At 58.4% G+C, this 21,907-nt stretch carries 20 protein-coding genes, 1 pseudogene and 1 riboswitch; of the genes and pseudogenes, 12 read left to right on the top strand and 9 right to left on the bottom strand.

The features are described from left to right. Positions 1-101 precede the first annotated feature (101 nt). Both ACR0I0_RS20190 and ACR0I0_RS20195 read left to right on the top strand, forming a co-directional pair. Positions 102-806, top strand: coding sequence for a GntR family transcriptional regulator (locus ACR0I0_RS20190; protein WP_480492624.1), 705 nt, complete (start codon positions 102-104; stop codon positions 804-806). Next, positions 803-1,519, top strand: a complete 717-nt coding sequence (locus tag ACR0I0_RS20195; protein ID WP_209835542.1) for an aspartate/glutamate racemase family protein — start codon at positions 803-805, stop codon at positions 1,517-1,519. Before ACR0I0_RS20190 ends, ACR0I0_RS20195 begins: the two co-directional genes overlap by 4 nt. Positions 1,520-1,565: 46 nt before the next feature. On the opposite strand, the gene ACR0I0_RS20200 is transcribed toward ACR0I0_RS20195, so the two are convergent. The 4 genes from ACR0I0_RS20200 to ACR0I0_RS20215 all read right to left on the bottom strand — a co-directional run bounded on the left by ACR0I0_RS20200 (position 1,566) and on the right by ACR0I0_RS20215 (position 5,178). Continuing rightward, positions 1,566-2,204: a nucleoside/nucleotide kinase family protein gene (locus ACR0I0_RS20200; RefSeq protein ID WP_348539557.1), complete on the bottom strand. Its 639-nt coding sequence runs from the start codon at positions 2,202-2,204 to the stop codon at positions 1,566-1,568. After that, positions 2,201-2,977, bottom strand: coding sequence for an ATP-binding cassette domain-containing protein (locus ACR0I0_RS20205; RefSeq protein WP_171638512.1), 777 nt, complete (start codon positions 2,975-2,977; stop codon positions 2,201-2,203). The genes ACR0I0_RS20200 and ACR0I0_RS20205 overlap by 4 nt, the downstream gene beginning before the upstream one ends. Further along, positions 2,977-4,050, bottom strand: a complete 1,074-nt coding sequence (locus ACR0I0_RS20210) for an ABC transporter permease (protein ID WP_480492626.1) — start codon at positions 4,048-4,050, stop codon at positions 2,977-2,979. The genes ACR0I0_RS20205 and ACR0I0_RS20210 overlap by 1 nt, the downstream gene beginning before the upstream one ends. Positions 4,051-4,158: 108 nt before the next feature. After that, positions 4,159-5,178, bottom strand: a complete 1,020-nt coding sequence (locus ACR0I0_RS20215; RefSeq protein ID WP_171230734.1) for a sugar ABC transporter substrate-binding protein — start codon at positions 5,176-5,178, stop codon at positions 4,159-4,161. A gap of 252 nt (positions 5,179-5,430) precedes the next feature. On the opposite strand from ACR0I0_RS20215, the gene ACR0I0_RS20220 reads away from it, so the two are divergent. The 6 genes and pseudogenes from ACR0I0_RS20220 to ACR0I0_RS20245 form a co-directional block, all read left to right on the top strand. Further along, entirely contained in the window at positions 5,431-6,555 is a 1,125-nt protein-coding gene (locus tag ACR0I0_RS20220) for an ROK family transcriptional regulator (RefSeq protein WP_171638562.1), read from the top strand. Positions 6,556-6,676: 121 nt separating this feature from the next. Continuing rightward, positions 6,677-6,876: riboswitch (cobalamin riboswitch) on the top strand. A 132-nt stretch (positions 6,877-7,008) separates the two neighbouring features. Then, positions 7,009-7,794, top strand: coding sequence for a DUF4198 domain-containing protein (locus ACR0I0_RS20225; RefSeq protein WP_171725156.1), 786 nt, complete (start codon positions 7,009-7,011; stop codon positions 7,792-7,794). Between the two features lie 6 nt (positions 7,795-7,800). Next, positions 7,801-8,412 (top strand): cobalt transporter CbiM, encoded by a 612-nt coding sequence (cbiM, locus tag ACR0I0_RS20230; protein WP_480492627.1) that lies wholly within the window; start codon positions 7,801-7,803, stop codon positions 8,410-8,412. Then, on the top strand, positions 8,409-8,984 hold the full coding sequence (locus tag ACR0I0_RS20235) for a cobalt ABC transporter permease (protein WP_480492628.1): 576 nt from the start codon (positions 8,409-8,411) through the stop codon (positions 8,982-8,984). The genes cbiM and ACR0I0_RS20235 overlap by 4 nt, the downstream gene beginning before the upstream one ends. After that, on the top strand, positions 8,984-9,763 hold the full coding sequence (cbiQ, locus tag ACR0I0_RS20240) for a cobalt ECF transporter T component CbiQ (protein WP_480492629.1): 780 nt from the start codon (positions 8,984-8,986) through the stop codon (positions 9,761-9,763). Before ACR0I0_RS20235 ends, cbiQ begins: the two co-directional genes overlap by 1 nt. A 65-nt stretch (positions 9,764-9,828) precedes the next feature. Next, a pseudogene (locus tag ACR0I0_RS20245) lies at positions 9,829-10,410 on the top strand (energy-coupling factor ABC transporter ATP-binding protein); the annotation flags it as partial. Positions 10,411-10,514: 104 nt separating this feature from the next. Here ACR0I0_RS20245 and ACR0I0_RS20250 read toward each other — a convergent pair. From ACR0I0_RS20250 to ACR0I0_RS20270, 5 genes are all read right to left on the bottom strand, one after another. Next, a complete protein-coding gene (locus ACR0I0_RS20250; RefSeq protein WP_209835549.1) occupies positions 10,515-10,727 on the bottom strand; it encodes a hypothetical protein in 213 nt (70 codons plus the stop codon). A gap of 76 nt (positions 10,728-10,803) precedes the next feature. Beyond that, a complete protein-coding gene (locus ACR0I0_RS20255) occupies positions 10,804-11,802 on the bottom strand; it encodes a hypothetical protein (RefSeq protein ID WP_209835550.1) in 999 nt (332 codons plus the stop codon). Continuing rightward, the gene (locus ACR0I0_RS20260; protein ID WP_480492631.1) at positions 11,795-15,508 is read right to left on the bottom strand and encodes a hypothetical protein; all 3,714 of its coding nucleotides are present in this window, start codon (positions 15,506-15,508) and stop codon (positions 11,795-11,797) included. Before ACR0I0_RS20260 ends, ACR0I0_RS20255 begins: the two co-directional genes overlap by 8 nt. Before the next feature lie 177 nt (positions 15,509-15,685). Continuing rightward, positions 15,686-16,531, bottom strand: a complete 846-nt coding sequence (locus tag ACR0I0_RS20265; RefSeq protein WP_480492632.1) for a Rossmann-like and DUF2520 domain-containing protein — start codon at positions 16,529-16,531, stop codon at positions 15,686-15,688. A 22-nt stretch (positions 16,532-16,553) separates the two neighbouring features. Continuing rightward, entirely contained in the window at positions 16,554-17,183 is a 630-nt protein-coding gene (locus tag ACR0I0_RS20270; RefSeq protein WP_245218233.1) for a response regulator transcription factor, read from the bottom strand. Positions 17,184-17,403: 220 nt separating this feature from the next. Here ACR0I0_RS20270 and ACR0I0_RS20275 point away from each other — a divergent pair, with 220 nt between their 5' ends. From ACR0I0_RS20275 to ACR0I0_RS20290, 4 genes are read left to right on the top strand one after another with little or no spacing between them, the layout of a single operon-like run. Beyond that, positions 17,404-18,645 carry a pyridoxal-phosphate-dependent aminotransferase family protein gene (locus ACR0I0_RS20275; protein ID WP_480488916.1) on the top strand — a complete coding sequence of 414 codons (1,242 nt, stop codon included), beginning with the start codon at positions 17,404-17,406 and terminating at the stop codon, positions 18,643-18,645. A 15-nt stretch (positions 18,646-18,660) separates the two neighbouring features. Further along, positions 18,661-19,857, top strand: a complete 1,197-nt coding sequence (locus ACR0I0_RS20280) for a malate--CoA ligase subunit beta (RefSeq protein ID WP_171230724.1) — start codon at positions 18,661-18,663, stop codon at positions 19,855-19,857. After that, entirely contained in the window at positions 19,857-20,744 is an 888-nt protein-coding gene (sucD, locus tag ACR0I0_RS20285; RefSeq protein ID WP_171230723.1) for a succinate--CoA ligase subunit alpha, read from the top strand. Before ACR0I0_RS20280 ends, sucD begins: the two co-directional genes overlap by 1 nt. Beyond that, positions 20,744-21,715: a 2-hydroxyacid dehydrogenase gene (locus ACR0I0_RS20290; RefSeq protein ID WP_480492633.1), complete on the top strand. Its 972-nt coding sequence runs from the start codon at positions 20,744-20,746 to the stop codon at positions 21,713-21,715. The genes sucD and ACR0I0_RS20290 overlap by 1 nt, the downstream gene beginning before the upstream one ends. Positions 21,716-21,907: the final 192 nt, after the last annotated feature.

The following is a 21,907-nucleotide window of genomic DNA, read 5'->3' on the forward strand; positions in this document are numbered from 1 at the left end:
CCTTCGAGTTATAATTGTACACATAACTGTATACAGGCTTGCATATTGATTTCAAGAATTGAGTGTGGCACCTGTGAATCAACGGAAGAAGGGCATTGTTTATGGCGGGTCCACGCGTCGATGATATCTATGATCAGGTCAAAGCGATGGCGGTCTCCTTCCGCCTGCGCCCCGGTGACCGTCTGAACGAGGTCGCTCTGTCCAGGGATCTGGGCGTCAGTCGCACGCCGTTGCGAGAAGCGTTGAACCGTCTGGTTGCCGAACGGCTGTTCGATTTCCGCCCGGGGCAAGGGTTCTTTTGCCGTCCCTTGGATGCGCAAAGCGTGTTCGACCTTTTCGAGCTGCGCCAGATCATCGAATCCGCGGCGGCCCGATCCGCCTGTACCAAGGCGACGGATGAAGGCCTGCAAAGGCTGCGTGATGAACTTTACGAAACGGGCATCGACATCACTGGCCTGACGATCGAAGAAGCAGTGGCCCGGGACGAAGCGTTCCATCTGGGGATCGCAAGGCTGTCAGGGAACATGGAGTTGTTGCAAACTCTGACGCGGATCAACGAGCGTATCCGCTATATCCGCTGGATTTCCATGAGCATGGACCGGGTGCAGAAGTCCAAGGACGAACATAAACGCGTGATGCAGGCCCTGCTGGATCGGGACGCGGACGAGGCGGCCCGGGTTCTGGCGGCTCATATCACAAAACGAATGGATCAGGTTCAGGACGCAGTGCGTCACGGAATTACCAACATCTACATGGAAGGGGCCGAAGACATCTCGACCCGCATTATCGAGGAGGAACAGGGATGATCGTGCAGGGCGGCAAGTCCATTTACGGCGCATCCGTGGGAATCCTCATGCTGGACGCGCAATTCCCAAGAATTCCCGGTGACATGGGCAATGCGCAGACATGGCCGTTTCCGGTGCTGTACCGCATCGTCCGGGATGCCTCGCCTGATCGGGTAGTTCGGCATCGGGCCGAAGGTATGCTCGAGGTCTTCATCGACGCCGCGCAAGAGTTGGTCAAAGACGGCGCGGACGGAATAACAACCAATTGCGGGTTCCTGTCCCTGTTCCAGAAGGAACTGGCCGAGGCCGTTCCGGTTCCTGTCGTCACGTCGTCCTTGATGCAGGTCGAAATGGTGAATCGTATCCTTCCCAAGGGAAAGCGCGCGGGCATTCTGACCATTTCGGCCTCCACCTTGACCAATGACCATCTTCAGGCTGCCAATGTCCCCTTGGACACGCCAATCGGCACTACCGAGGGTGGGCAGGAGTTCACCCGCGCAATTCTTGGCAATGAATCGCGTCTGAATGTTGAGAAGGCACGGGAGGACAATGTTGAGGCCGCAATCGCGTTAGCCTCGGACAATTCCGAACTTGGGGCAATAGTTCTGGAGTGCACGAATATGTGCCCCTATGCGCCGGATATTCGGCAGGCGACCGGGCTGCCGGTGTTTTCGATCGTGTCCTTCGTGACTTGGTTCCAAGCCGGTCTTGTTCCGCCGGTGTACCGGAACTGACCTCTGGCCTTTCATCAAGACGGATTGTGTTGGCCGCAGGCAAAACTCAAGCCAGTGTCAGATCACCGGGTATCGAATTTCGGATCACGCGCTGTGCATTCGGCAGATCGTTCGACTGCGCACGGTCCTTGGCGGCATTGGCGTCCAGTCCATGGCCGATCCATCTGTTGGTCAGGCGGGTTTCGAGTGTTTTCAAATCGGTGTCCAGAAATACCTTGAATGCCCACAGTTGGTGAAGGTCCGACCAACCCGGCTCGTTCAAGAGAAGGTAATTGCCCTCAACCAGAACAACGCGCTGATCCGCCGTGATCATGGACCGCGCGGCAATGGCCAGATCCAGTTCCCGGTCAAACTCGGGTATTGCGACTTCTTCTTCCGCGCGCAATCGATCAAGCAACGCATGAAAGCCGGCAAGATCAAAGGTTTCAGGAGACCCTTTGCGGCTCAGCAGGCCGCGATCCTTCAAGATCACGTTGTCATAGTGGAAGCCGTCCATGAAAACCAGTCCGGTTGCGACGCCGCGCAGATTGAGCTCTTTGGTTGCAAGGCCCGCTGCAGTCGTTTTTCCCGAACCCGGCGGCCCGGCAATCGCGACAAGATGCCGGTCTTGCAGCGGCGGCAAGGCCTGGACGGCATCCGCGATTTTGGTTGCAAGCGCCTCGGGGGTGGCAAGTTTACCCGTCACGCGGCTTGGTCCTCGGCGGGTGGTTCCTTGGCACCGGTCATGAACGCCACTGCGTCGGACATCGTGTAATCCTTGGGATCAACGACGCAGAGGCGTTTGCCCAGCCGATGTACGTGAATTCGATCGGCGACCTCGAAAACATGTGGCATATTGTGGCTGATCAGGATGATCGGAATGCCGCGAGACTTCACGTCCAGGATCAGTTCAAGGACCCGACGGCTTTCTTTCACGCCCAGCGCAGCTGTCGGTTCGTCAAGGATGATGACCTTCGAACCGAACGCAGCTGCCCGCGCCACGGCAACCCCCTGACGTTGACCCCCGGACAGAGTTTCGACAGCCTGATTGATGTTTTGGATCGTCATAAGGCCCAACTCGCTCAGTTTGTCGCGGGCGAATTTCTCCATCGCCGGGCGGTCGAGCATTCGAAACCACGAGCCCAGCGGCCCCTTGCGGCGGATTTCGCGACCCATGAACATGTTGTCCGTAATTGACAGGGCAGGGGACATGGCAAGCGTTTGGTAGACGGTTTCAATACCAGCTTCGCGCGCGTCGATCGGGGAATGAAAATTTACTTTCCGACCTTCCAGCCAGACTTCGCCTTCATCCGGCATCACCGCGCCGGACACCGCCTTGATCAGTGTAGACTTGCCTGCCCCGTTGTCACCGATCACGGCCAGAATCTCGCCCGGCATCAAATCGAAATCGCACTGATCCAGCGCCGTCACCTTGCCGTAGCGCTTCACAAGGTTCCGTCCTTTGAGAATAGGTTCCATCAGGCTGCCACCTTTCTGATCCACTGGTCGACCGCGACCGCCGCGATTATAAGGATGCCGATCAACAGAAACGTCCATTGCGCGTCAGCGCCCAGCAACCGAAGCCCAAGCGTAAAGACGCCCACGATCAGGGCACCGAACAGCGACCCCAGAATAGACCCGCGGCCACCGAACAGGGATATGCCCCCGATCACAACCGCCGTTATGCTTTCTATATTGGCCAACTGGCCTGATGTCGGAGACACCGATCCGATCCGGCCGATCAAAGCCCAGCCCGCAAAGGCACAGATCAGCCCGGACAACATGTAAACGGACATAAGCGTTCGGTGCACATTGACACCTGACAACTCGGCAGCTTCCGGGTCATCTCCGACCGCGTAAACATGCCTGCCCCACGCGGTATGGCGCAGGGCGTAGGAAAGCCCGAGGATCAGCGCCAGCATGAAGATCACGCCGACGGTGAATACCGCCCCGCCCACGTTGAACTTGGCCCCGAAAAGTTGCAGAATCGCGGCGTTTTCTTCGATCTCCTGTGACCGGATGGTTTCGTTCTGAGAATAGAGGAAGTTCGCCGCAAGAACGATTTGCCACATGCCAAGCGTCACGATGAACGGCGGCAGTTTGATGCGGCTGACCAGATATCCGTTCACCGCGCCGATTGCGGTTCCAACGAAAAGGCCGCAAACGATTGCGACCGTTGGTGGCAGCCCATATCGGAAGGTGAACTGTCCCATGACAACCGACGACATCACCATGATTGCTCCGACGCTCAGATCGATACCGGCGGTCAGGATGACGAGGCTTTGCGCCGCCGCCACGATCCCGACGATCTGAACCTGTTGCAGGATCAGGGTCAGCGCGAATGGCGAGAAGAACTTGGAGCCCAGCAAAGCCCCGAAAATGACGATGGCAGCCACTAGAACGATCAGCGGCACCAGAGAGGGGTTCACATGCAAAAAATGCTGAACCGTTCCGACAAACCCGCGGTGGTGATCGTCAAATTCAGCAATCTGTTCCGGGCTGCCTTTTGCAGCGGCTTCGAAGTCGTCTGATCGTCGTGAAGTATCGGACATAAAGGTTCCCCCAAAGCGTCAGGTTACTGACGACTTTAGCAAGTTTTCGGGCGAATGGGTGGTTTGAAAAGCGGAAGGCCGCCCTCTGCGGCCCTCCGGGTGGTCAGGTTAACCCCAGCAGAGGTCCATGCCTTCTTTGACCGAGATCGACTCGACGCCTTCGGCAGGCTTGTCCGTTACAAGCGCCACGCCGGTGTCAAAGAAATCCTTGCCAGGCGTGTTTTCAGGCTTCACGCCTTCGTCCGCCCATTTCTTGACGGCCTCAACACCCAGCGATGCCATCAACAGCGGGTATTGCTGCGACGTCGCACCGATAACACCATCGGCAACGTTTTGGACACCCGGGCAGCCTCCGTCAACGGAAACGATGAGCACGTCATTTTCGCGCCCGATGGCTTTCAGCGCCTCGTAGGCACCTGCCGCGGCAGGTTCGTTGATGGTGTGAACAACGTTGATCGTGGGATCCTTGGCCAGAAGGTTTTCCATCGCGCGGCGACCACCTTCTTCGTTGCCGGCAGTGACATCACTTCCGACCAGTCGTGGGTCATCTTCATCACCGATTACGTTCGGGTCCGCCAGATCGACACCAAAGCCTTGCAGGAAACCCTGATTGCGCAGCACATCCACTGTCGGCTGACTGACGGCAAGATCCAGTGTCGCGATCTTGGCGTCGTTGGCCGCGTCGCCCAGCGTTGCTTTGGCCCATTGTCCAATCAGCAGCCCGGCAAGGAAATTGTCCGTGGCAAACGTTGCGTCAGCCGAGTCAATGGGTTCCAGCGGCGTATCCAGAGCGATAACCAGAACACCTGCATCCCGCGCCTGCTTCACGGCCGGAACGATGGATGATGTGTCCGAGGCCGTCAGCAGAATGCCCTTGGCGCCGTCCAGAATGCAGGTCTCAATGGCTTGCACCTGCGTTTCATGGTCACCGTCAACTTTGCCTGCAAAGGCTTTGAGCGTCATTCCCAGCTCTTCCGCCTTCGCTGTCGCACCTTCCTTCATTTTGACAAAGAACGGGTTGGTGTCTGTCTTGGTGATCAGACAAACGGTTTCGCCTTCCGCCATTGCACTGCCAGCCATGGCAGTAACCCCGAGCGCAGCAGCACCCGCAAGTCTTGCAAGTTTCATCGATTATCCTCCCAGTTTTTCCTGTGCCGTAAAGGGCACGAGGGCGATCAGGCAAAAACCCTGATCTCATAAGAAACAATCACAAGATTCGAAATTTGAGTCAATAAATAAATCACTCTTATTTATTATTGACAGGGCGGGCGGGCTTTCTCATTCTTCAGCAGGAAAGGGGTGGTCGTGCCGGAAAATTCATCTCGGAAAAATTCGATTGGCCTGCACGGGTCAGAGGTGCGCGGAACCAATCAAAGCGGGATGCGGGCCCGGAACGAACGGCTGGTGTTGTCGCTTGTCCGGCGTCATCAGGCTCTTGCTAAGTCCGAGATTGCGCGCATGACCGGACTGTCGGCGCAAACCGTTTCCGTCATCATGCGGCTGCTTGAGAAGGACGGTTTGCTTTTGCGCGGTGAGCCGGTCCGCGGGAAAGTCGGGCAACCTTCCGTTCCCATGCGCCTCAACCCGGATGGTGCGTTTTTCTTTGGGCTCAAGGTCGGGCGCCGCAGTACCGAGCTGGTATTGACTGACTTTGTCGGAAATGTGCGGCAACGCGAGCGGCGAACCTATGACTATCCAACGCCAAAAGCCACTTTGGAGTTTTCTATACAGAGTCTGGGGAAAATGATGTCATCCATGTCGCCCGAGGCCAAAGGCAGGATTGCGGGTCTTGGAATTGCCATGCCGTTCTACCTGTGGGACTGGGCCCAGACCCTTCAGGTTCCTCAGGAAGAAATGGACCCGTGGCGCGTATCAGACCTGAAGGCTGACCTGGCGCGTCGCCTCGATATGCCGGTTTTTCTGCAAAATGACGCCACTGCGGCTTGTGGGGCGGAATTGGTATTCGGTCCGGCCGATGGACCAAGGGATTTCCTGTACTTCTATATCGGGTTTTTTATTGGCGGCGGTGTGGTTCTCAATGGTGCGATCTTTTCCGGGCGTGGAAACTCGGGCGCAATCGGCCCCCTGCCTGTACCGGATGGTGCGGGTGGTGTCAGACCGCTTATCGACGTGGCCAGCCTGTATGTTCTCGAGCGTGCAATCACCACAGCAGGGGTAACGTCGCATTCCATTTGGGAAACGACCCAGCGTTGGGATGTGCCGAAAATTCAACTGGAAAACTGGTTGAAACGGACGGCAAGCGGGATTGCTTATGCGATTGTCTCATCCTGTAGCCTGATAGATTTCGAATGCGTGAAGATTGACGGCTGGATGCCGCAGGACATCAAGGCGCGTTTGGTTGAAATGGTCGAAGACAAACTGTCCGAGCTGAACCTGACCGGTCTCGAGCACCCCGTGGTGCTGGCAGGGACCGTGGGCCCGGATGCACGCTCACTGGGCGCGGCAAGCCTGCCATTGTCGGAAAGGTATCTTTCAGAAGCTTAGATGTGAAATCACCCTGTTGCCTTGGATATTTCACAAACCGGTTCACTCTCGCAAACTGCCGAGCTCATAATTTTCGATGGCCGTAACACATTTTCGTTGACGGAAGGCTGAGTTGTCTGGCAAGCCGCTCGGCATGTCCGGTTCCGGGGCTTGCTCTGGAATCAATAGGGAATGCGGTGCGGGCTCAGGCCCAATTCCGCAACTGCACCCGCAACTGTAAGCGGCGAGCAGGGCTGAAACGCCACTGGGGTTTGCCCCGGGAAGGCCAGTCCAATGCTTTGACCCGCAAGTCAGGATACCTGCCGGACATGTGTCCTCATAAGGGGCACTCCTAATCGGCGACGGGATGTGCGTCGTACCAGGATGCCTGAAAGGGTGATTTGGCGTTGAATGTCCCGTAGTCAAAACGAATTTCGCGCCGGGATTGGCGCGACGGGACAAGGACGACTGTTCATGAAAACGCTGCTCAGCGCAGCCGTTGCCGCGGTGGCTCTTCCCGCCATCGCAGATGCGCATTTTCTTTTGGAATACACTACCGATACCATGATCCAGAAACCGGGCGATGTGCCGGTCAAGCTGATTTTCTGGCATCCGTTCGAGAACGGCCACGTCATGGATCTTGAAAAGCCGCAGGAATTCTATGTGATCCACAACGGTGAAAAGACCGATTTGCTGGACACGTTGGAACCTATCCGGTTCACCGGCGGGGAAAACGAGGGCGTGGCGTTCAAAGGCAGTGTCCCGGTCAAACGGTCGGGCGACTATGTGCTGGTGACGGTTCCTCAGCCTTATTACGAGGAATCCGAAGACATCTATATCCAACAGCTCACCAAAGCCTTCCTGAACCGCAACGAATTGCCGACCGACTGGATGAATCCCGTAGGTTTGCCGACCGAGATTATCCCGCTGAACAAGCCGACCAACATCATCGCGGGTTCGACTTTCACGGGCCGTGTGCTGGCTGATGGTCAGCCGGTTGCGGGGGTCGAAATCGAGATCGAGTACATGGCCGCCGAGCCCGACATGGAAAGTTCGGCCGCTTCTACACCGAAAGTCTCTCCGATGCCGGGTGGTGCGGTGGTCGCCATATCTGACGACAACGGGTATTTCTCGTTCGGCGTTCCAAATGCCGGTTACTGGGGTTTCGCAGCACTTGGTTCCGGTCCGGCAACCGAACATGAGGGCAAAGAACTCAGCCAGGATGCGGTCATCTGGATTCGCTCCTGGGATCTGGAGTAACCCAAGATGCACATCGTCGACGGAGCCCTTTCCAACCCGGTTGTAATTGGCGGCGCCATAGCCGCCGCGGGCGGGATCGCCATGGGTCTCAGGTCTCTGGATCTTGATCGCATCCCCACTGCGGGCGTGCTGTCAGCCAGTTTCTTCGTGGCATCGTTGATCCACGTACCCATTGGTCCGTCGTCGGTCCATCTGATCCTCAACGGCATGGCCGGGCTGCTGCTTGGTTGGGTCGCATTCCCGGCTTTGTTCGTCGGGCTTTTGCTACAGGCGGTCTTTTTCGGCTTTGGCGGGTTGACGGTGTTGGGGATCAACACCGTCAACATCGCCTTTCCAGCTGTGGTGGCCGGAATGTTGTTCGGTCGTCTGATCGCGCGTGGAACGCCTTTGCAAGGTGCGATTTGGGGGGGCGTCGGCGGCGCATTTGCCATAGCGGCGACAACCGGCATGGTCGCGTTTTCCCTGGCGCTGTCGGGGGATGAATTTCTGCCTGCCGCCAGGCTTGTTTTCTTCGCCCATATTCCTGTCATGGCCATTGAGGCGATTTTGACCGGGTTCGCCGTGTTGTTGGCACGCAAGGTCAAGCCCGAGCTGTTTATAAGGGAAGCAGCCACATGAAGCATCTGGTTGTCATATTGGCCGCGTGCTGCGCACCTGTGCCTGCCCTGGCGCACAAGGTCATAGCCGGCGTTTTCGAGTCGGGAGACATCATCGAGGGCGAAATCGGCTTTTCCAACGGCGACATGGCAAGCGGCACCGAGGTCATTGTTACCGGCCTGGATGGGGCCGAGCTGGGTCGATCGGTCACGGATGCGGACGGTTTCTTTGTCTACACGCCGACCTTGGCCGTGGCGCACACCTTCTTTGCCGACCTTGGCGCCGGGCATGTGGCCGAAGTCACGATGCCTGCCGAAGATGTCGCGCGGATCATGGGCGTTGCTGTGGCAGAAAACGGTGACTTATCTTCGGCTGCTGTGACGCAGGCCAGCGGTTCGGCGACGTCTCTCAGCGCCGAAGAACAGCAGGTTATCGCCAAGGCCATACGTGACGAATTGCGCTCGCTCAGGCGCGAGATTGCGGCCTATCGCGAACAGAACGACCTGCAAACCATCCTTGGCGGGATCGGGTACATCGTTGGTCTGTTTGGTCTGGGTTTTTACATGGCGGCCCGCCGCAAGCTGGCGTCCTGATGGCACACGTTCTGGGGCACAAGGAAAAAACACTGTCCGAAGCCGGTGGCGGGCCAGAAGGTCTGATCAGCCTGCTGGATCCCCGGATGCGGATCGTCATGGCAGTTGTATTTGCAGTCGTGACCGTGGCGCTGTCATCCCTCGGCGCGCTTTGCGCGGCGCTGACAGTGTCGCTTTCGCTTCTGATAGTTTCACGTCTTCCGCGGCGAAAGACGTTGAAGCGAATGGCCATGATGGATGGGTTCATTCTGTTCATGCTGGTCCTGTTGCCCTTTTCCATGCCCGGGGATCCGATGTTCACGCTTTGGGGATTCCCCGCAAGCTGGCAGGGATTTTGGAAAGCGGTCGAGATTGCCTTGACCGCCAATGCCGTGATCCTGTCCCTGATGGTTTTGGTCGGGACGATGGAGCCGGTCACACTGGGCCACGCCCTGCATCGTCTGCGGTGCCCGGAAAAGCTGGTTTACCTGCTGATGTTCACGATCCGTTATATCGAGGTCTTGCGCGAAGAATACCTGCGGCTGCGGGCCGCCATGAAGGTACGTGGTTTTCGGCCAGCAACAAACTGGCACACATATCGCAGCTTTGGCTACCTTGTGGGTATGATGCTTGTGCGCGCGATCGAAAGATCGGAACGCATCCTGGCCGCGATGAAGTGCCGCGGGTTTTCCGGGCGTATGCCGTTGCTTCAGGAATTTGCCCTGACCCGCGCGGACATTGTGTTTGCGGCTGGTTTCAGCGGTCTCTGCCTGGGTCTGATCATTCTGGAATTCGCATGACACTGATCGCGCTTGAAGACATCTGTTTTTCCTACCCCGGCCAGCCACCCGTTCTGGACGGGGCAAGCCTGAGCCTGAGCGCGGGGCAGCGCCTGTCCCTGACAGGCCCGAACGGAGCGGGGAAATCGACGCTCCTGCGGATTTTGCTTGGGTTGCAGCGCCCGTGTTCGGGCACCGTCACCGTTTTTGGTCAGCAACGCGTGGAAGAGGCTGATTTCCATGAGGTCCGCCGCCGGGTGGGGCTTGTATTTCAGGATGCGGACGATCAGCTGTTCTGCCCGACCGTCGCCGAAGACGTCGCTTTTGGCCCGCTCAATCTGGGCAAGACCCGTGACGAGGCACTTGCCATCGTCGACAAAGTTCTGGGCGATCTGGACCTGATGCATCTGAAGAACCGCATTACCCACAAATTGTCAGGCGGTGAAAAACGGCTGGTGACCCTGGCGACGGTTCTGGCGATGGAACCCGAAGTGCTGTTGCTGGACGAACCGACGAATGCGTTGGATACAAAAAACGAAGCGCGCCTTCTGGAAATTCTGCGCGCGTTGCCACAGGCGATTTTGCTTGTCAGTCATTCGCCGACATTCCGCTTGGAACTGGCGCCCGATGAACTGGATCTTCGCGACGGGAAGCTGGTGCCGGTCTGACCTGTTCTCGTGGCAACCGGACATGGTGGTTTCAGATATGCAATCATACCGCCTGAGCCACGCCATGAAACGGAAAGCGAACCTTGTGCGTCGTCAGGCCTTGGCTATGTGCGCCTGCGGCTCATCAGCCCATATTTGACCGCCCATGCCCCAAAGGATCCACGTCTGCGCCTGTCCTGTTTCACAGGTTGCCTGGATTGCGCACCGCCTTTGCGGTTGAATTCGAACACGTCGATTATCCGCTCGGCGCAGCCACAGGCTTCGCCCATGCCGACTTTGGCGAAATAGAATTTCTCGAAACGTTCGGGGTTCTGCATGGCTGACCTCCTGAAGGCATTGAACCCCATGATGGGCGCATTGCCAAATCACTTTCCTGCGTTTCAGGCAGCCGTGCTATGGCGCGGCGAACTCGCTTCCAGTCCAGACATTGTCCAGTTGATTGAAGACCGGTGAAGTAATGAGCATTTCTGCGGAATATAGCAGTTGCAGCTCATCCGCAAACCGCGTGACGCCCGGCACAAGCCCGGTGATGTTGCGCCATTCCGCCCAGGTTCCGGGATTTGACAGACTGTTCGGATTGCCGGGATCAGCGGGCTGGTGCCACCCGGCGGCGTTCAGCAGTGGTGTGAGCGCAAAGCGCGCATCATTGCTGTCGACTTCGGTACAGGCAGCGGCATCGCATTCCCAACTTGTCCAGTTCGCCGCCGCGATGGTTCCGGCGATCGGTGCGGCGGCGTCGATGACCCGAACCATAACTTCGAACCCGCCACCAGCCGTCGGACGGCTGAGCGACAAAGGGTCTGTCGCCACGGCGTGCAAAGCCGCTGTTGGCGCCAGGCTGAGTGTACGACCGATCAGAGCCAGCTGCGCAGAGCCGTCTGTTGCGGGTGCAGACCCCGCAGCAGGCAGGATCCTGACAGGTGTCAAAATCGGAACCGCGCCACCACGGATCGTGATTTCCTGCACCGCATTGTCAAATGCCGGAACAAAGTCGCTACGGATCGTATAGGTCAACGGGAAGCTGGGTTGTTGTGGCCCCGCAGGTCGGGCACCGTCACGTGTGACAAAGGACAACGGTGGAACGGCACCGGGCTGTGGCAGCGAAATCTGCGGCCCTGCTATGCCCAGCGCCGCCGCGATCATGCGCGCGCGCTGTTCGGCCTCTCCATACTCGCTGAGCAGATTGATATAGCCTCCGATCTCGGTGATGTTGCGCGGGGCAGGGATGCGGGATGGTGCAATGTCGCCAGCGATGGCCAGCCTGTGGGCTATAACCTCTCGGGCGCGCTGAATCGCCGGGGAATTGGTGGTTTCAAGAATATTGATGATGGCCTCGGCAAGGCTTTCATCGATGCCCGGTTCGGGGGTTGCATTTGTGCTGGTGTCAGTCATCGTCGTCCTCCGCTGGGGCGCTCAGGCCATTGAGGAAATCCAGTACGGATTGGCTGCCGGCCTTGGTTGCGCTGCCGTCATCCGCATCCGTATTGGCTTTGGTAAAGGCCCCGAAAAGCTTGGCCAGAAGCAACGTGTTGGAAGGATTGGCCAGAGCCGCAGCACCACCGGGGAAATCCTTGAACAGGTTTTGAACGAAACCGGCCCGGTTGCCATCCGGTTGCCCGCCAATCAGAGCGGAAACTCCCGAAGCGTTCTTGGCGATATCCTCAAACCCCTTGAGCTTTGCGGCATTGTCGGCAGCTGTCTTTTTCTTCTCGGCGGCTTGCTTTTTGGCTTCTTCCTCTTTGCGGGCCGCAGCGATCTCTTGCCCCTTGCCCGCAAGCTCAGTGGCCTTGCCGACAAGCTCTTTGGTCAGATCCGTCGCCGTGTCTATGGCTTTGTCCCGACCGGCGGCGACCGATTGCGTTTCAAGGGCCAGTTGCGCCTGCAACTCTTTCAGGCCCGTCAGATCGGTTCCCGCCCGAGCAAGATCAGGCGCGGCTTTGAGGATCTCGGCCAGTTGCGAAGTGGGCACGGCCTGGCCTGTACCAATGTCGCCACCGGCGATGGTGAGCGTGTTCGAAGGTTGATTGGCCGGCAGGTCTGATGGCGCACGGGCGCCAAAGATCGCATCGCTGTCCGCGGGCAGGACCGGCGTGTCGCCGACCGGGGGTGGCGTCGGGCTGTCCTGCCAGTTCCAGAAGCGGCGATGGTCGATCATCTCGCAGGAATTGCAGCGGCCCAGAACAGCCTCGCCCAACAGGCCCCTGGTCGGCAGCGAGATCGTGCGGCGCGGTGGTCGGAAGTCTTCGCGATGGAAGGCCAGCAGGCTGTCCTGAATGTCGCCGGTCCGCATCTCCATTCTGTCGGCCAGATCGGGCGGGATCGAGAACGGCATGATCATTGCATTGCCATAGAAGCCCAACACCTTGTTCTGGACCGTGCTGAGCAGCGATATCTCGCTTGAGGCGTCATCCAATCCGCCATCGGGCACGCCGATGGTGAAGCGTTCCAGCAGGATGGCCCGTTCCTCATCCGTCATACTGGCCCAGATCACGCGGGAATAGCGAACGGTGTCGGCAACGATATGCTGATACATTTCCTCGATCCGCCGCAGATCACGGCGTGACAACACATCCGGCACTTCCTGTACCGAATAGGGTAGGGTCGCAGGCAAAGCCTGGAATGTGTTGTCGTCGACGATGGTCTGTGCGTCCTCATTCATGCGCGCTTCGAACTCGCTGATCATCGGCGCGCCGACCAGATCGTCGAAATCCGAGCCTGAAATCGTCGTGTGAAGGCTCCGGTTGATGTTGCGTGTGGCGCGATCCAGATCATCCGCATCTTCCAGGTTCGAGATATGTTCCCAAATGTTGAAGATGTTGATCGGGTCCGGGCCGGTATAGAATGAATAGGCAAAAGAGCCCGTCCGCCTGCGCAACTCGACGCGGGCGATGTCGGAACGTTCGACCGAGCGGGGCAACGCCACGGATCCGGTATAAGTCCGCCGGTTGGTTGGATCACGGCGCGCGTCAGCCAGCCGAACCAGCAGGTTTTCGCGTGTCTCGGCAGGCAAGTCATGCAGGTTGTCGATGTCGATCGGCGATCCGGTCAGGGGCACTGGCCCAACGCGGTCGCCATCCTGCGTGAAGATCACCGCGGATATGTCATCATTGGGCATGAAAGTGCCCTGCGCCTCGAAGCTGACGATGTCCTGCGCGACACCCGGAGCATTCTGCGGTGTTGCGTCCTTGTCCGCGTAAAACTCTTCCAACAGTTTGAGGGCGGTGCGGAATCTGCGACGGTTTCGGAATACGCGGCGGAACACGTCTGCGTGGCGCAGGATCACCTTGTACCGGCTCAGCAATCCGGACCGGCTGACATTGCCCGGCAATTGATCGCCTTGCCCCAAACGGCGAAAGCGGATGAGCTGCATGGGAACGAAGACGACCAATTGAACGCCTTCGATCCGCGTTTCCAGGGAAAAGTCGCGCAGAACCTCGAACCATTGCATCGTCATTGCATGACAGTGGTTGCGGTTGGCCACGAATTTTGTCGTCGCCGTCCGCCGATCACTTGCCGTGGCTGTACGAACGCTTGTTCGGGCCGAACTTCGCTTGACCGAAGCGGCCCGTTCCAGCGCGGCCGAGAATGTCTCGTGCGTGTCTGACAGAAAATCGCGTGACGTGTTCTGCGTGTTGGACGAACTGCCTGACGAGTTGGAGCTGGAACGGGCGCCGCTGAAACCGACCCCGCCCACTATGGCCCCAATACCGCCAAACAGACCGCCACCAATGCCGCCGGCGCCCCCGAAGCTTTTTGTGGACGCCTTGGTCGAGAAAGAGGATGTTCCACGGATCACTTCGTCCAATGCGGTTTCGAATGTGCTGTCGAAAGAGGTGTCGCGCGCCTCTTCGAATTCCTGTTGTTCCTCGAAGGTCAGGCTTTCGCGTTCGCGCACGGTCAGGGTTTCGCGCTGTTCCGACACGACGATCCGTTGCTCTTCGCCCGGGGCAAGCGGCAGGGAATAGACCAGACGCCCCAATGACATTCCGGCGTGAACGGCGGTTGAACGCATCTTGGCGATATAGCCAAGCGCCAGGCTGGAAGCTTTTGGCACATCCTGCGGGCGCTGTTCCAGATCTTCGAAAAAATCCTCGATATCAATGGGTTCGTCAATCGGTATCCGATCGCGGAAATCCCAGTCTCCGCCGTCATTGTTGAATGCGCTCAACAGTGTTTCGGCAGAAAGATTGGCCTGTGCAAAGGTGCCGCCCGGAATTGTCGTGACAAAGCGATTGCCGCCAACAGGGCGGGTGCGAACGATGTTTTTCGGCCCGACAAGCGGGTCGATCAACCGGTAAAGAACCGAATAACGCCGCCGCGAAACCGTGCCTCCTTCGGTTCGGTATTCCGAAGCGCAATCACCTTCGCCCAGAACGATTGGGGCCTGCGTGCCGGTGAAGTCGGATATGTTTTCTTCCGCATCCTCAGGATCCACCGGCAGAATATCGGCAAGCTCACCCAGGATCGAGCGCTGCAAAGGGAGGATGGTGCGATCCAGCACCACGAGGCCCAATTCGCCATCCATTGCATCAATGCGCGGCACTGCCTCGGTCAGAGTGGTGTTCTGCCCGCGGATCCGCAATCTGAGGCCATTTTGCGGCAGGCGCAGATTGGGCAGATCAAGCGAAAACAGGCCCCGCGCATCCGTTACGGCGGCTTTTACAGCCCATGGAAAATCCGCGTTGTCGATGCCTTCACTAGCGGTAAAGGTTGGGCGCAGCGCTTCAACGACTACCCGCTCGGCAGGGGTGCCATCGGGATTGATCAGTTCACCGCGCAGTTTCGGGGCAAGGGTTGGGACGACAGCGCCCAGAAACCCGTCGGCCAGATCCTTGCGTATGGTTTCAAGCTGACGAAAGACGGCACCGGTGGACTGAACGCGCTGATCGACCAGATCGTTGATCACCTCAGCAGACAGGTCAATGCCGACACCACGGCGCAGCGCCTTGAGCTTCTCGGCTTCGACGCGCCTGAGATCGTCAAGGCTGTCAGCCGTAAAACCGGCCGATCCCGAGAGTTCCGCCGAGATCGTGGGATTGGGTCGAGAGGTCGGAAGGGACAGCGTAATGCGCGGGGGCTCACTGCTGGAGTCGGACATGAAGTCACCTCGTAGGAAAGCGCTGCAAGAAACTGAGTGCCGGGAAAAATCAAATCTCGAAAGTTGACCCAACGTAACATGTTTCAGGGATTCGCAAAAGAAAGGCCCGGGCCCGCCTTCTCCGCGACGCGTTTCGAACGCAGGATCCAAAATGCCTTGCAGCAATGGATCTGGTGATTACTTCGTGAAACCGGTTGCCTTCAGCTTCTGTGCCAGCAGGCTCATATGCTTGTAAATTTCACCTGCATCGCGGTGCCACGCCGCTACATCCGCGCCCTGCTGGGCAACGACCTCTGCGTCCCCTCTTGCCGCCGGACCGGTCAGGGCAGATTGCGGGCCAAGAAGGTTGACGTTTTCGACTGTGCTGCTCAACAAACCAGCGTTGAGCTTGCGGACAGTTTCGTCCGGCACGCCGGCCTCGGCCCACGCTTCGCGGGCGATGGCCTGCAAGACAACGGCGAAGTTGTTCGATATCACAGCGGCTGCATGATACAGGCTTTTGCTTTCAGACCGGATGGGAAAACAGGTGGTTCCCAATCCTTCCAGAAGCTGCTGAATGAACGCTGTGGCGTCTTCATCGCCTTCCAACCCGCACAGCGCCTCTTTGAATTGCGCGGCAGCGGCCTGTGGATCGGCGAAAGACAGGACGGGATGAACGCTGGCCAGAGACCATGAGAGGCTTCGCAACGGCGCCAGGTGCTCGGCAGGAAAATAGCCGCTGCAATGGAAAGCCACTGAAGGCTTCCCGGTTTTTTCTTGGTTTTCGAACGCCTCTTTCAATTCGTAGGCCACCGCAGAAATTTGCGTGTCGGGTACTGAGAGGATCCACAGATCAGCTGGCCGCAGATCGGCATAGCTTGCGGCAACGCGCCCGGTTTTGGACAACTGGGCGGCTTCATTTGCCGACCGAAAGGATGTGCTCAGAATATCCTGGATCCGGCAGCCATCAGTGCCATCCAGAAGGCTGATCAGCGTTTTGCCAACCCGCCCGGCACCGACAACGTTAATTTTGATTTCAGTCATCTGGGCTCTCTGTTCTTGTCGTTTAGTCCGCCCCACGGTGGGACGAATAGAAAAACGCAATGGCTTGAGTTCTGTTTTTGACGTTCAGCTTCTCATAGATATTGGACAGGTGGAACTTGACCGTGTTGGTGGATATCTGAAGTTCCTTGGACAGTTCCCGGTTCGACATCCCCTGTGCCAGGGCCTCCAAAATGGCGCGTTCCTTGCGCGACAGGCTTTGAATCGGATCCTGTTTCATCTTCCGGACGTCGATGAACGGAAACACCATCTTGCCTGCTGCCACTTCGGCGCAGGTCTCAAGAAGGCCTTCGACCTCGCCCGAGCGGGCTGCAAATCCAGCGGCGCCCGCCTGCATCGCCAATCGCGGGACATCCCCAGAGGTATCGCCATAGATGACAAAGCGCGGTGCATCGGCCTGATCGCGCAGCACCTCGATCAGTTTGGCAGCGCCCAGGGCCGGAAGCGTCCAGTCCACGACACCGACCTGAACGGGTATCCGCATCACCGTTCCCAAAAACCCTTCTGCCGTTGCCGACGTGGCGACCAGAGAGAATCGGGGATCACGTTCGAAAATTTCCGACATGGCCGACAGAACCAGCGGGTTGCTGTCCGCAAGCATGATGTCGATGGGTTTGTCCGATGTCTCAACCATATGATTTTGCCCATATTTTACAAAATACTACCCAAAAGGGTGGGGTAGATTTCGGTATACCGTCGTATTTTTGCCAAAACGGGTAGGTAATTACCCACACTATTAGCCATCCAAAAGCAGTAGTAAGTTACGTTGCGCCATCCGGCAAGCTCGCGTTTTCTGACCGGTATCTTGAACCATCAGGCCGCAATACCCGGCCAACAGCCGAGGATGTCAGACCATGACCTTTCAGATTTTCCCTCCGCTCGAAATTCCCGAGACCCTTGCCGCAGGGCCGGGGCCGGGCAATACGGATGTGCGTGTCCTGAAAGCCTTCGCCGGCGCAGGGGTCGCCGATCACATGCAAGGCGATGTCCTCAGGGGCATGATCGAATGCAAGCACATGCTGCGGAAAATCTGGGGTACCCGGAACGCTTATACGTTCGCCGTCGCGGGCACCGGCTGGAGCGCGCTGGACACCATGTTCTCGGCCGTCATGCCCGGTGACAAGGTTGTTGCATTCACCAATGGCACATTCTCGGGGATCGACGCGTTGACGCTGCGGATCAAGGCGGCAACGCCCGCCGAGCACGCAGCCAGCCCGCTTGACCCACAGGCGGCGAGTGTCACGGTAGTCGAGGTTCCACATGGCCAGCGGGTGACTGCAGAACTGATTGAAGCGACTCTGGCCGAGCACAAGCCGAAATGGGCTTTCATGGCGCATTGGGAAACCGGATCGGGCAGGGTGAACGATCTGCGCGGTTTCTCGGACGCATGTGAACGTCATGACACCATGGGGCTGATCGATGCGGTCTCGTCTCTGGGTGTCGAAGACTTTGCGATCGATGACTATCCGGGTGTGGCAGGCTGGGCATCCTGCCCGCAGAAAGGCCTGTGCTGCTTGCCGCTGACCTATGCCCCTGTCAGCTTTACCGATGCCTATATCGAGGCACTGAAATCCACAGGTGCCTATACCTATGTACACAATCCGATCTTCGAGGCCCGCCACTGGGGCATTGTCGATGGGCAAGACGTGGAAAAGGGCACCTATCACCGGACCCATTCCGGATATGCGGTTGCGGCATTCCACGAGTCATTGCGCCTGACCTTGCAGGAAGGTCTGGCCAAGCGGTCGATGTCTTACCGGACGCATGAAAAGGTTCTTCGGGACGCGGTGACCGAGATGGGGTGCGAGGTCACCTCGGACATGCCCAGCCTGATCGTTCTCAACCTGCCTTCCGAGCTTTCTGGCCGCGAGATGGAACTGGTGCAGAACTGCCGCGCCCGCGGGTTTGGCATCTGGCCCACCTTGAGCGAACCGGTGCAGGTGCGCATCGGCATCCTAAATCAATTGAATCGCGAGGCCGTCAGCCGGATTGTGCGCCTGTTCGCCGAAGCCATTCGTGAGCTGGGGGGAGAGGTCGACCAAGACGCGATCGAAGCTCTACTGGAAAGCCGTTACGGCACTTCAATAGCTGCTTAAACAGGAGCGCATCAGATGGATATCCACGAATACCAGGCGAAAGAAGTTCTTTCGAAATTCGGCGTCGACGTGCCCGCCGGCGCGCTTGCCTACAGTCCAGAACAGGCGGCCTATCGGGCGCGCGAACTGGGTGGCGACAAATGGATTGTCAAGGCGCAGGTCCATGCAGGCGGGCGCGGCAAGGCCGGAGGGGTCAAGCTCTGCAACAGCGAAAACGAAATCTACAAGGCTTGCGATGATCTGTTCGGTCGCAAACTGGTGACGCATCAGACGGGTCCTGAAGGCAAAGGCATCTATCGTGTCTACGTCGAAGCCGCAGTGCCGATTGACCGGGAAATCTACCTTGGCTTTGTTCTGGATCGCTCCAGCCAGCGGGTGATGATCGTCGCCTCGTCCGAAGGCGGGATGGAGATCGAAGACATCTCGGCCGACCGCCCCGACAGCATTGTCAGGTCCATCGTTGAACCGGCTGTCGGGCTTCAGGAGTTTCAGGCCCGTGAAATCGCCTTCAATCTTGGGGTTGAAGCCAAACTGATCCAGCAAATGGTGCGGACGCTGCAGGGCTGTTATGCCGCCTTCAGCAATCTTGACGCCACGATGGTCGAAATCAATCCGCTGGTCATCACCGGTGACGACCGGGTGCTGGCGCTGGATGCCAAGATGAGCTTTGACGACAACGCTCTGTTCCGCCACCCGCAGATCGCCGAACTGCGCGACAAAAGCCAGGAAGACCCGCGCGAAAGCCGCGCTGCGGATCGCGGGCTGTCTTATGTCGGGCTTGACGGCAATATCGGTTGCATCGTCAACGGGGCCGGTCTGGCGATGGCCACCATGGACACGATCAAGCTGGCAGGCGGCGAGCCTGCAAATTTCCTCGACATCGGCGGTGGCGCGTCGCCTGAACGGGTGGCCAAGGCGTTCCGGCTGGTCCTGTCGGATGACAATGTTCAGGCCATTCTGGTCAACATCTTCGCCGGTATCAACCGCTGCGACTGGGTGGCTGAAGGAGTCGTTCAGGCGTTGAAGGAACTTGACCTCGATATTCCCGTCGTCGTGCGGCTGGCCGGCACCAATGTCGAAGAAGGCCAGAAAATTCTTGCCAAATCGGGCCTGCCGATCATTCGCGCCACGACGCTGATGGAGGCGGCAGAACGCGCTGTGGGCGCTTGGAAAAACGACCTTACTCAGGGCACCAAAATGAGGGTTGTGTAATGAGCATTCTTCTCGATCGTGACACGCGTGTCATCGTGCAGGGCATCACCGGGCGCATGGCGCGGTTCCACACCAAGGACATGTTGAACTATGGCACAAACGTGGTGGGTGGCGTCGTGCCCGGCAAGGGGGGCGAAACCGTCGAAGGCGTTCCGGTTTTTGACACCGTCAAACAGGCCGTCGAAGCCACTGGCGCCGATGCCAGCCTGGTCTTCGTACCGCCCCCGTTTGCGGCGGATTCCATCATGGAGGCCGCCGATGCGGGAATCCGCTATTGCGTTTGCATCACCGACGGCATTCCGGCACAGGACATGATCCGGGTGAAACGGTACATGTATCGCTATCCGAAAGAGAAACGCATGGTTCTGACCGGTCCGAACTGTGCCGGCACCATCTCGCCCGGAAAAGCTTTGTTGGGCATCATGCCGGGGCATATCTATCTTCCCGGACATGTGGGGATCATCGGCCGTTCGGGGACATTGGGATATGAGGCGGCGGCCCAGTTGAAAGAGCGCGGGATCGGCGTTTCGACCAGTGTCGGAATCGGGGGCGACCCGATCAACGGATCGTCATTCAAGGACATCCTTCAACGGTTTGAAGATGACGAAGACACGCATGTCATCGCCATGATCGGCGAAATCGGAGGCCCGCAGGAAGCGGAAGCCGCCGAATATATCCGCGACCACATCTCCAAACCGGTGATCGCCTATGTCGCCGGCCTGACCGCTCCGAAAGGCCGTACCATGGGGCACGCGGGGGCGATCATCTCGGCCTTCGGCGAAAGCGCCAGCGAAAAGGTCGAGATCCTGTCCGCCGCAGGTGTCACCGTGGCCGAAAACCCTGCCGTGATCGGTGAGACGATCGCCCGCGTGATGGAGGCTGCGTGATGGTCAAACCATCGGTTCTGGTTACCCGTCGCTGGCCTGCTGCCGTCGAGGCGCAGCTGGCCGAGAACTACAACACCGTTTTGAATACCGGCGACAAACCCATGTCCCCGGCTGAAATCCGGCAAGCGTTGAAATCCTATGACGCCGTGCTGCCCACTGTAACGGACACGCTGAGCGCCGAGGCACTGGATGTGCCGGGTGTGCAGACAAAAATCCTTGCCAATTACGGCGTCGGCTACAGCCATATCTGCGAGCCGTCGGCACGCGAGTTGGGTATGACCGTGACCAACACGCCCGACGTTCTGTCTGAGTGCACCGCCGATATCGCCATGACGCTGCTTTTGATGGTGGCGCGTCGGGCGGGTGAGGGCGAACGCGAGCTGCGTGCAGGTCAGTGGACAGGATGGCGGCCCACGCATCTGGTCGGAACCAAGGTCAGCGGCAAGACACTGGGCATCATCGGATATGGCCGCATCGGACAGGAGATGGCCCGCCGTGCGCATCACGGGTTCGGCATGGACGTGCTGGTTTGCAACCGTAGCGCCGTATCGCCCGATGTTCTCGCCGAATGCAACGCAAGACAGGTGGACACCATTGATGACCTGCTGCCGCAATGTGACTTCGTTTCACTGCACTGTCCGGGCGGCGCAGCCAACCGCCATCTGATCAATTCGCGCAGACTTGGCCTGATGAAGCCTGACGCATTTCTGATCAACACCGCACGGGGCGAAGTGATCGATGTATGGGCACTGATCCAGGCCTTGGTGTTCGACATGATCGGCGGCGCTGCATTGGACGTTTTCGATGGTGAACCGCGGGTCAGCCCGGACCTGTTGCAATGCGACAACCTCGTCATGCTTCCGCATCTGGGCAGCGCGACCCGCGAAGCGCGCGAAGCGATGGGGTTCCGGGTTCTCGACAATCTGAGCGACTTTTTCGACGGCCGCGAACCTCGGGACCGCGTGATCTGAGGCCACCTTCAAACTTCACGCAATGGCGTCCAACGCAGCCGTGGCTGCGTTGCGTTCCTCAATTAGGAGATATGACCAGTGAATGCCCCGCACCGTTCAGACGGATTTTTTACCCAGTCCCTTTCTGATCGTGATCCCGAGCTTTTTGGCTCGATCACGTCGGAACTGGGTCGTCAGCGCGACGAGATCGAG

Source organism: Ruegeria sp. AG6 (assembly GCF_056541565.1).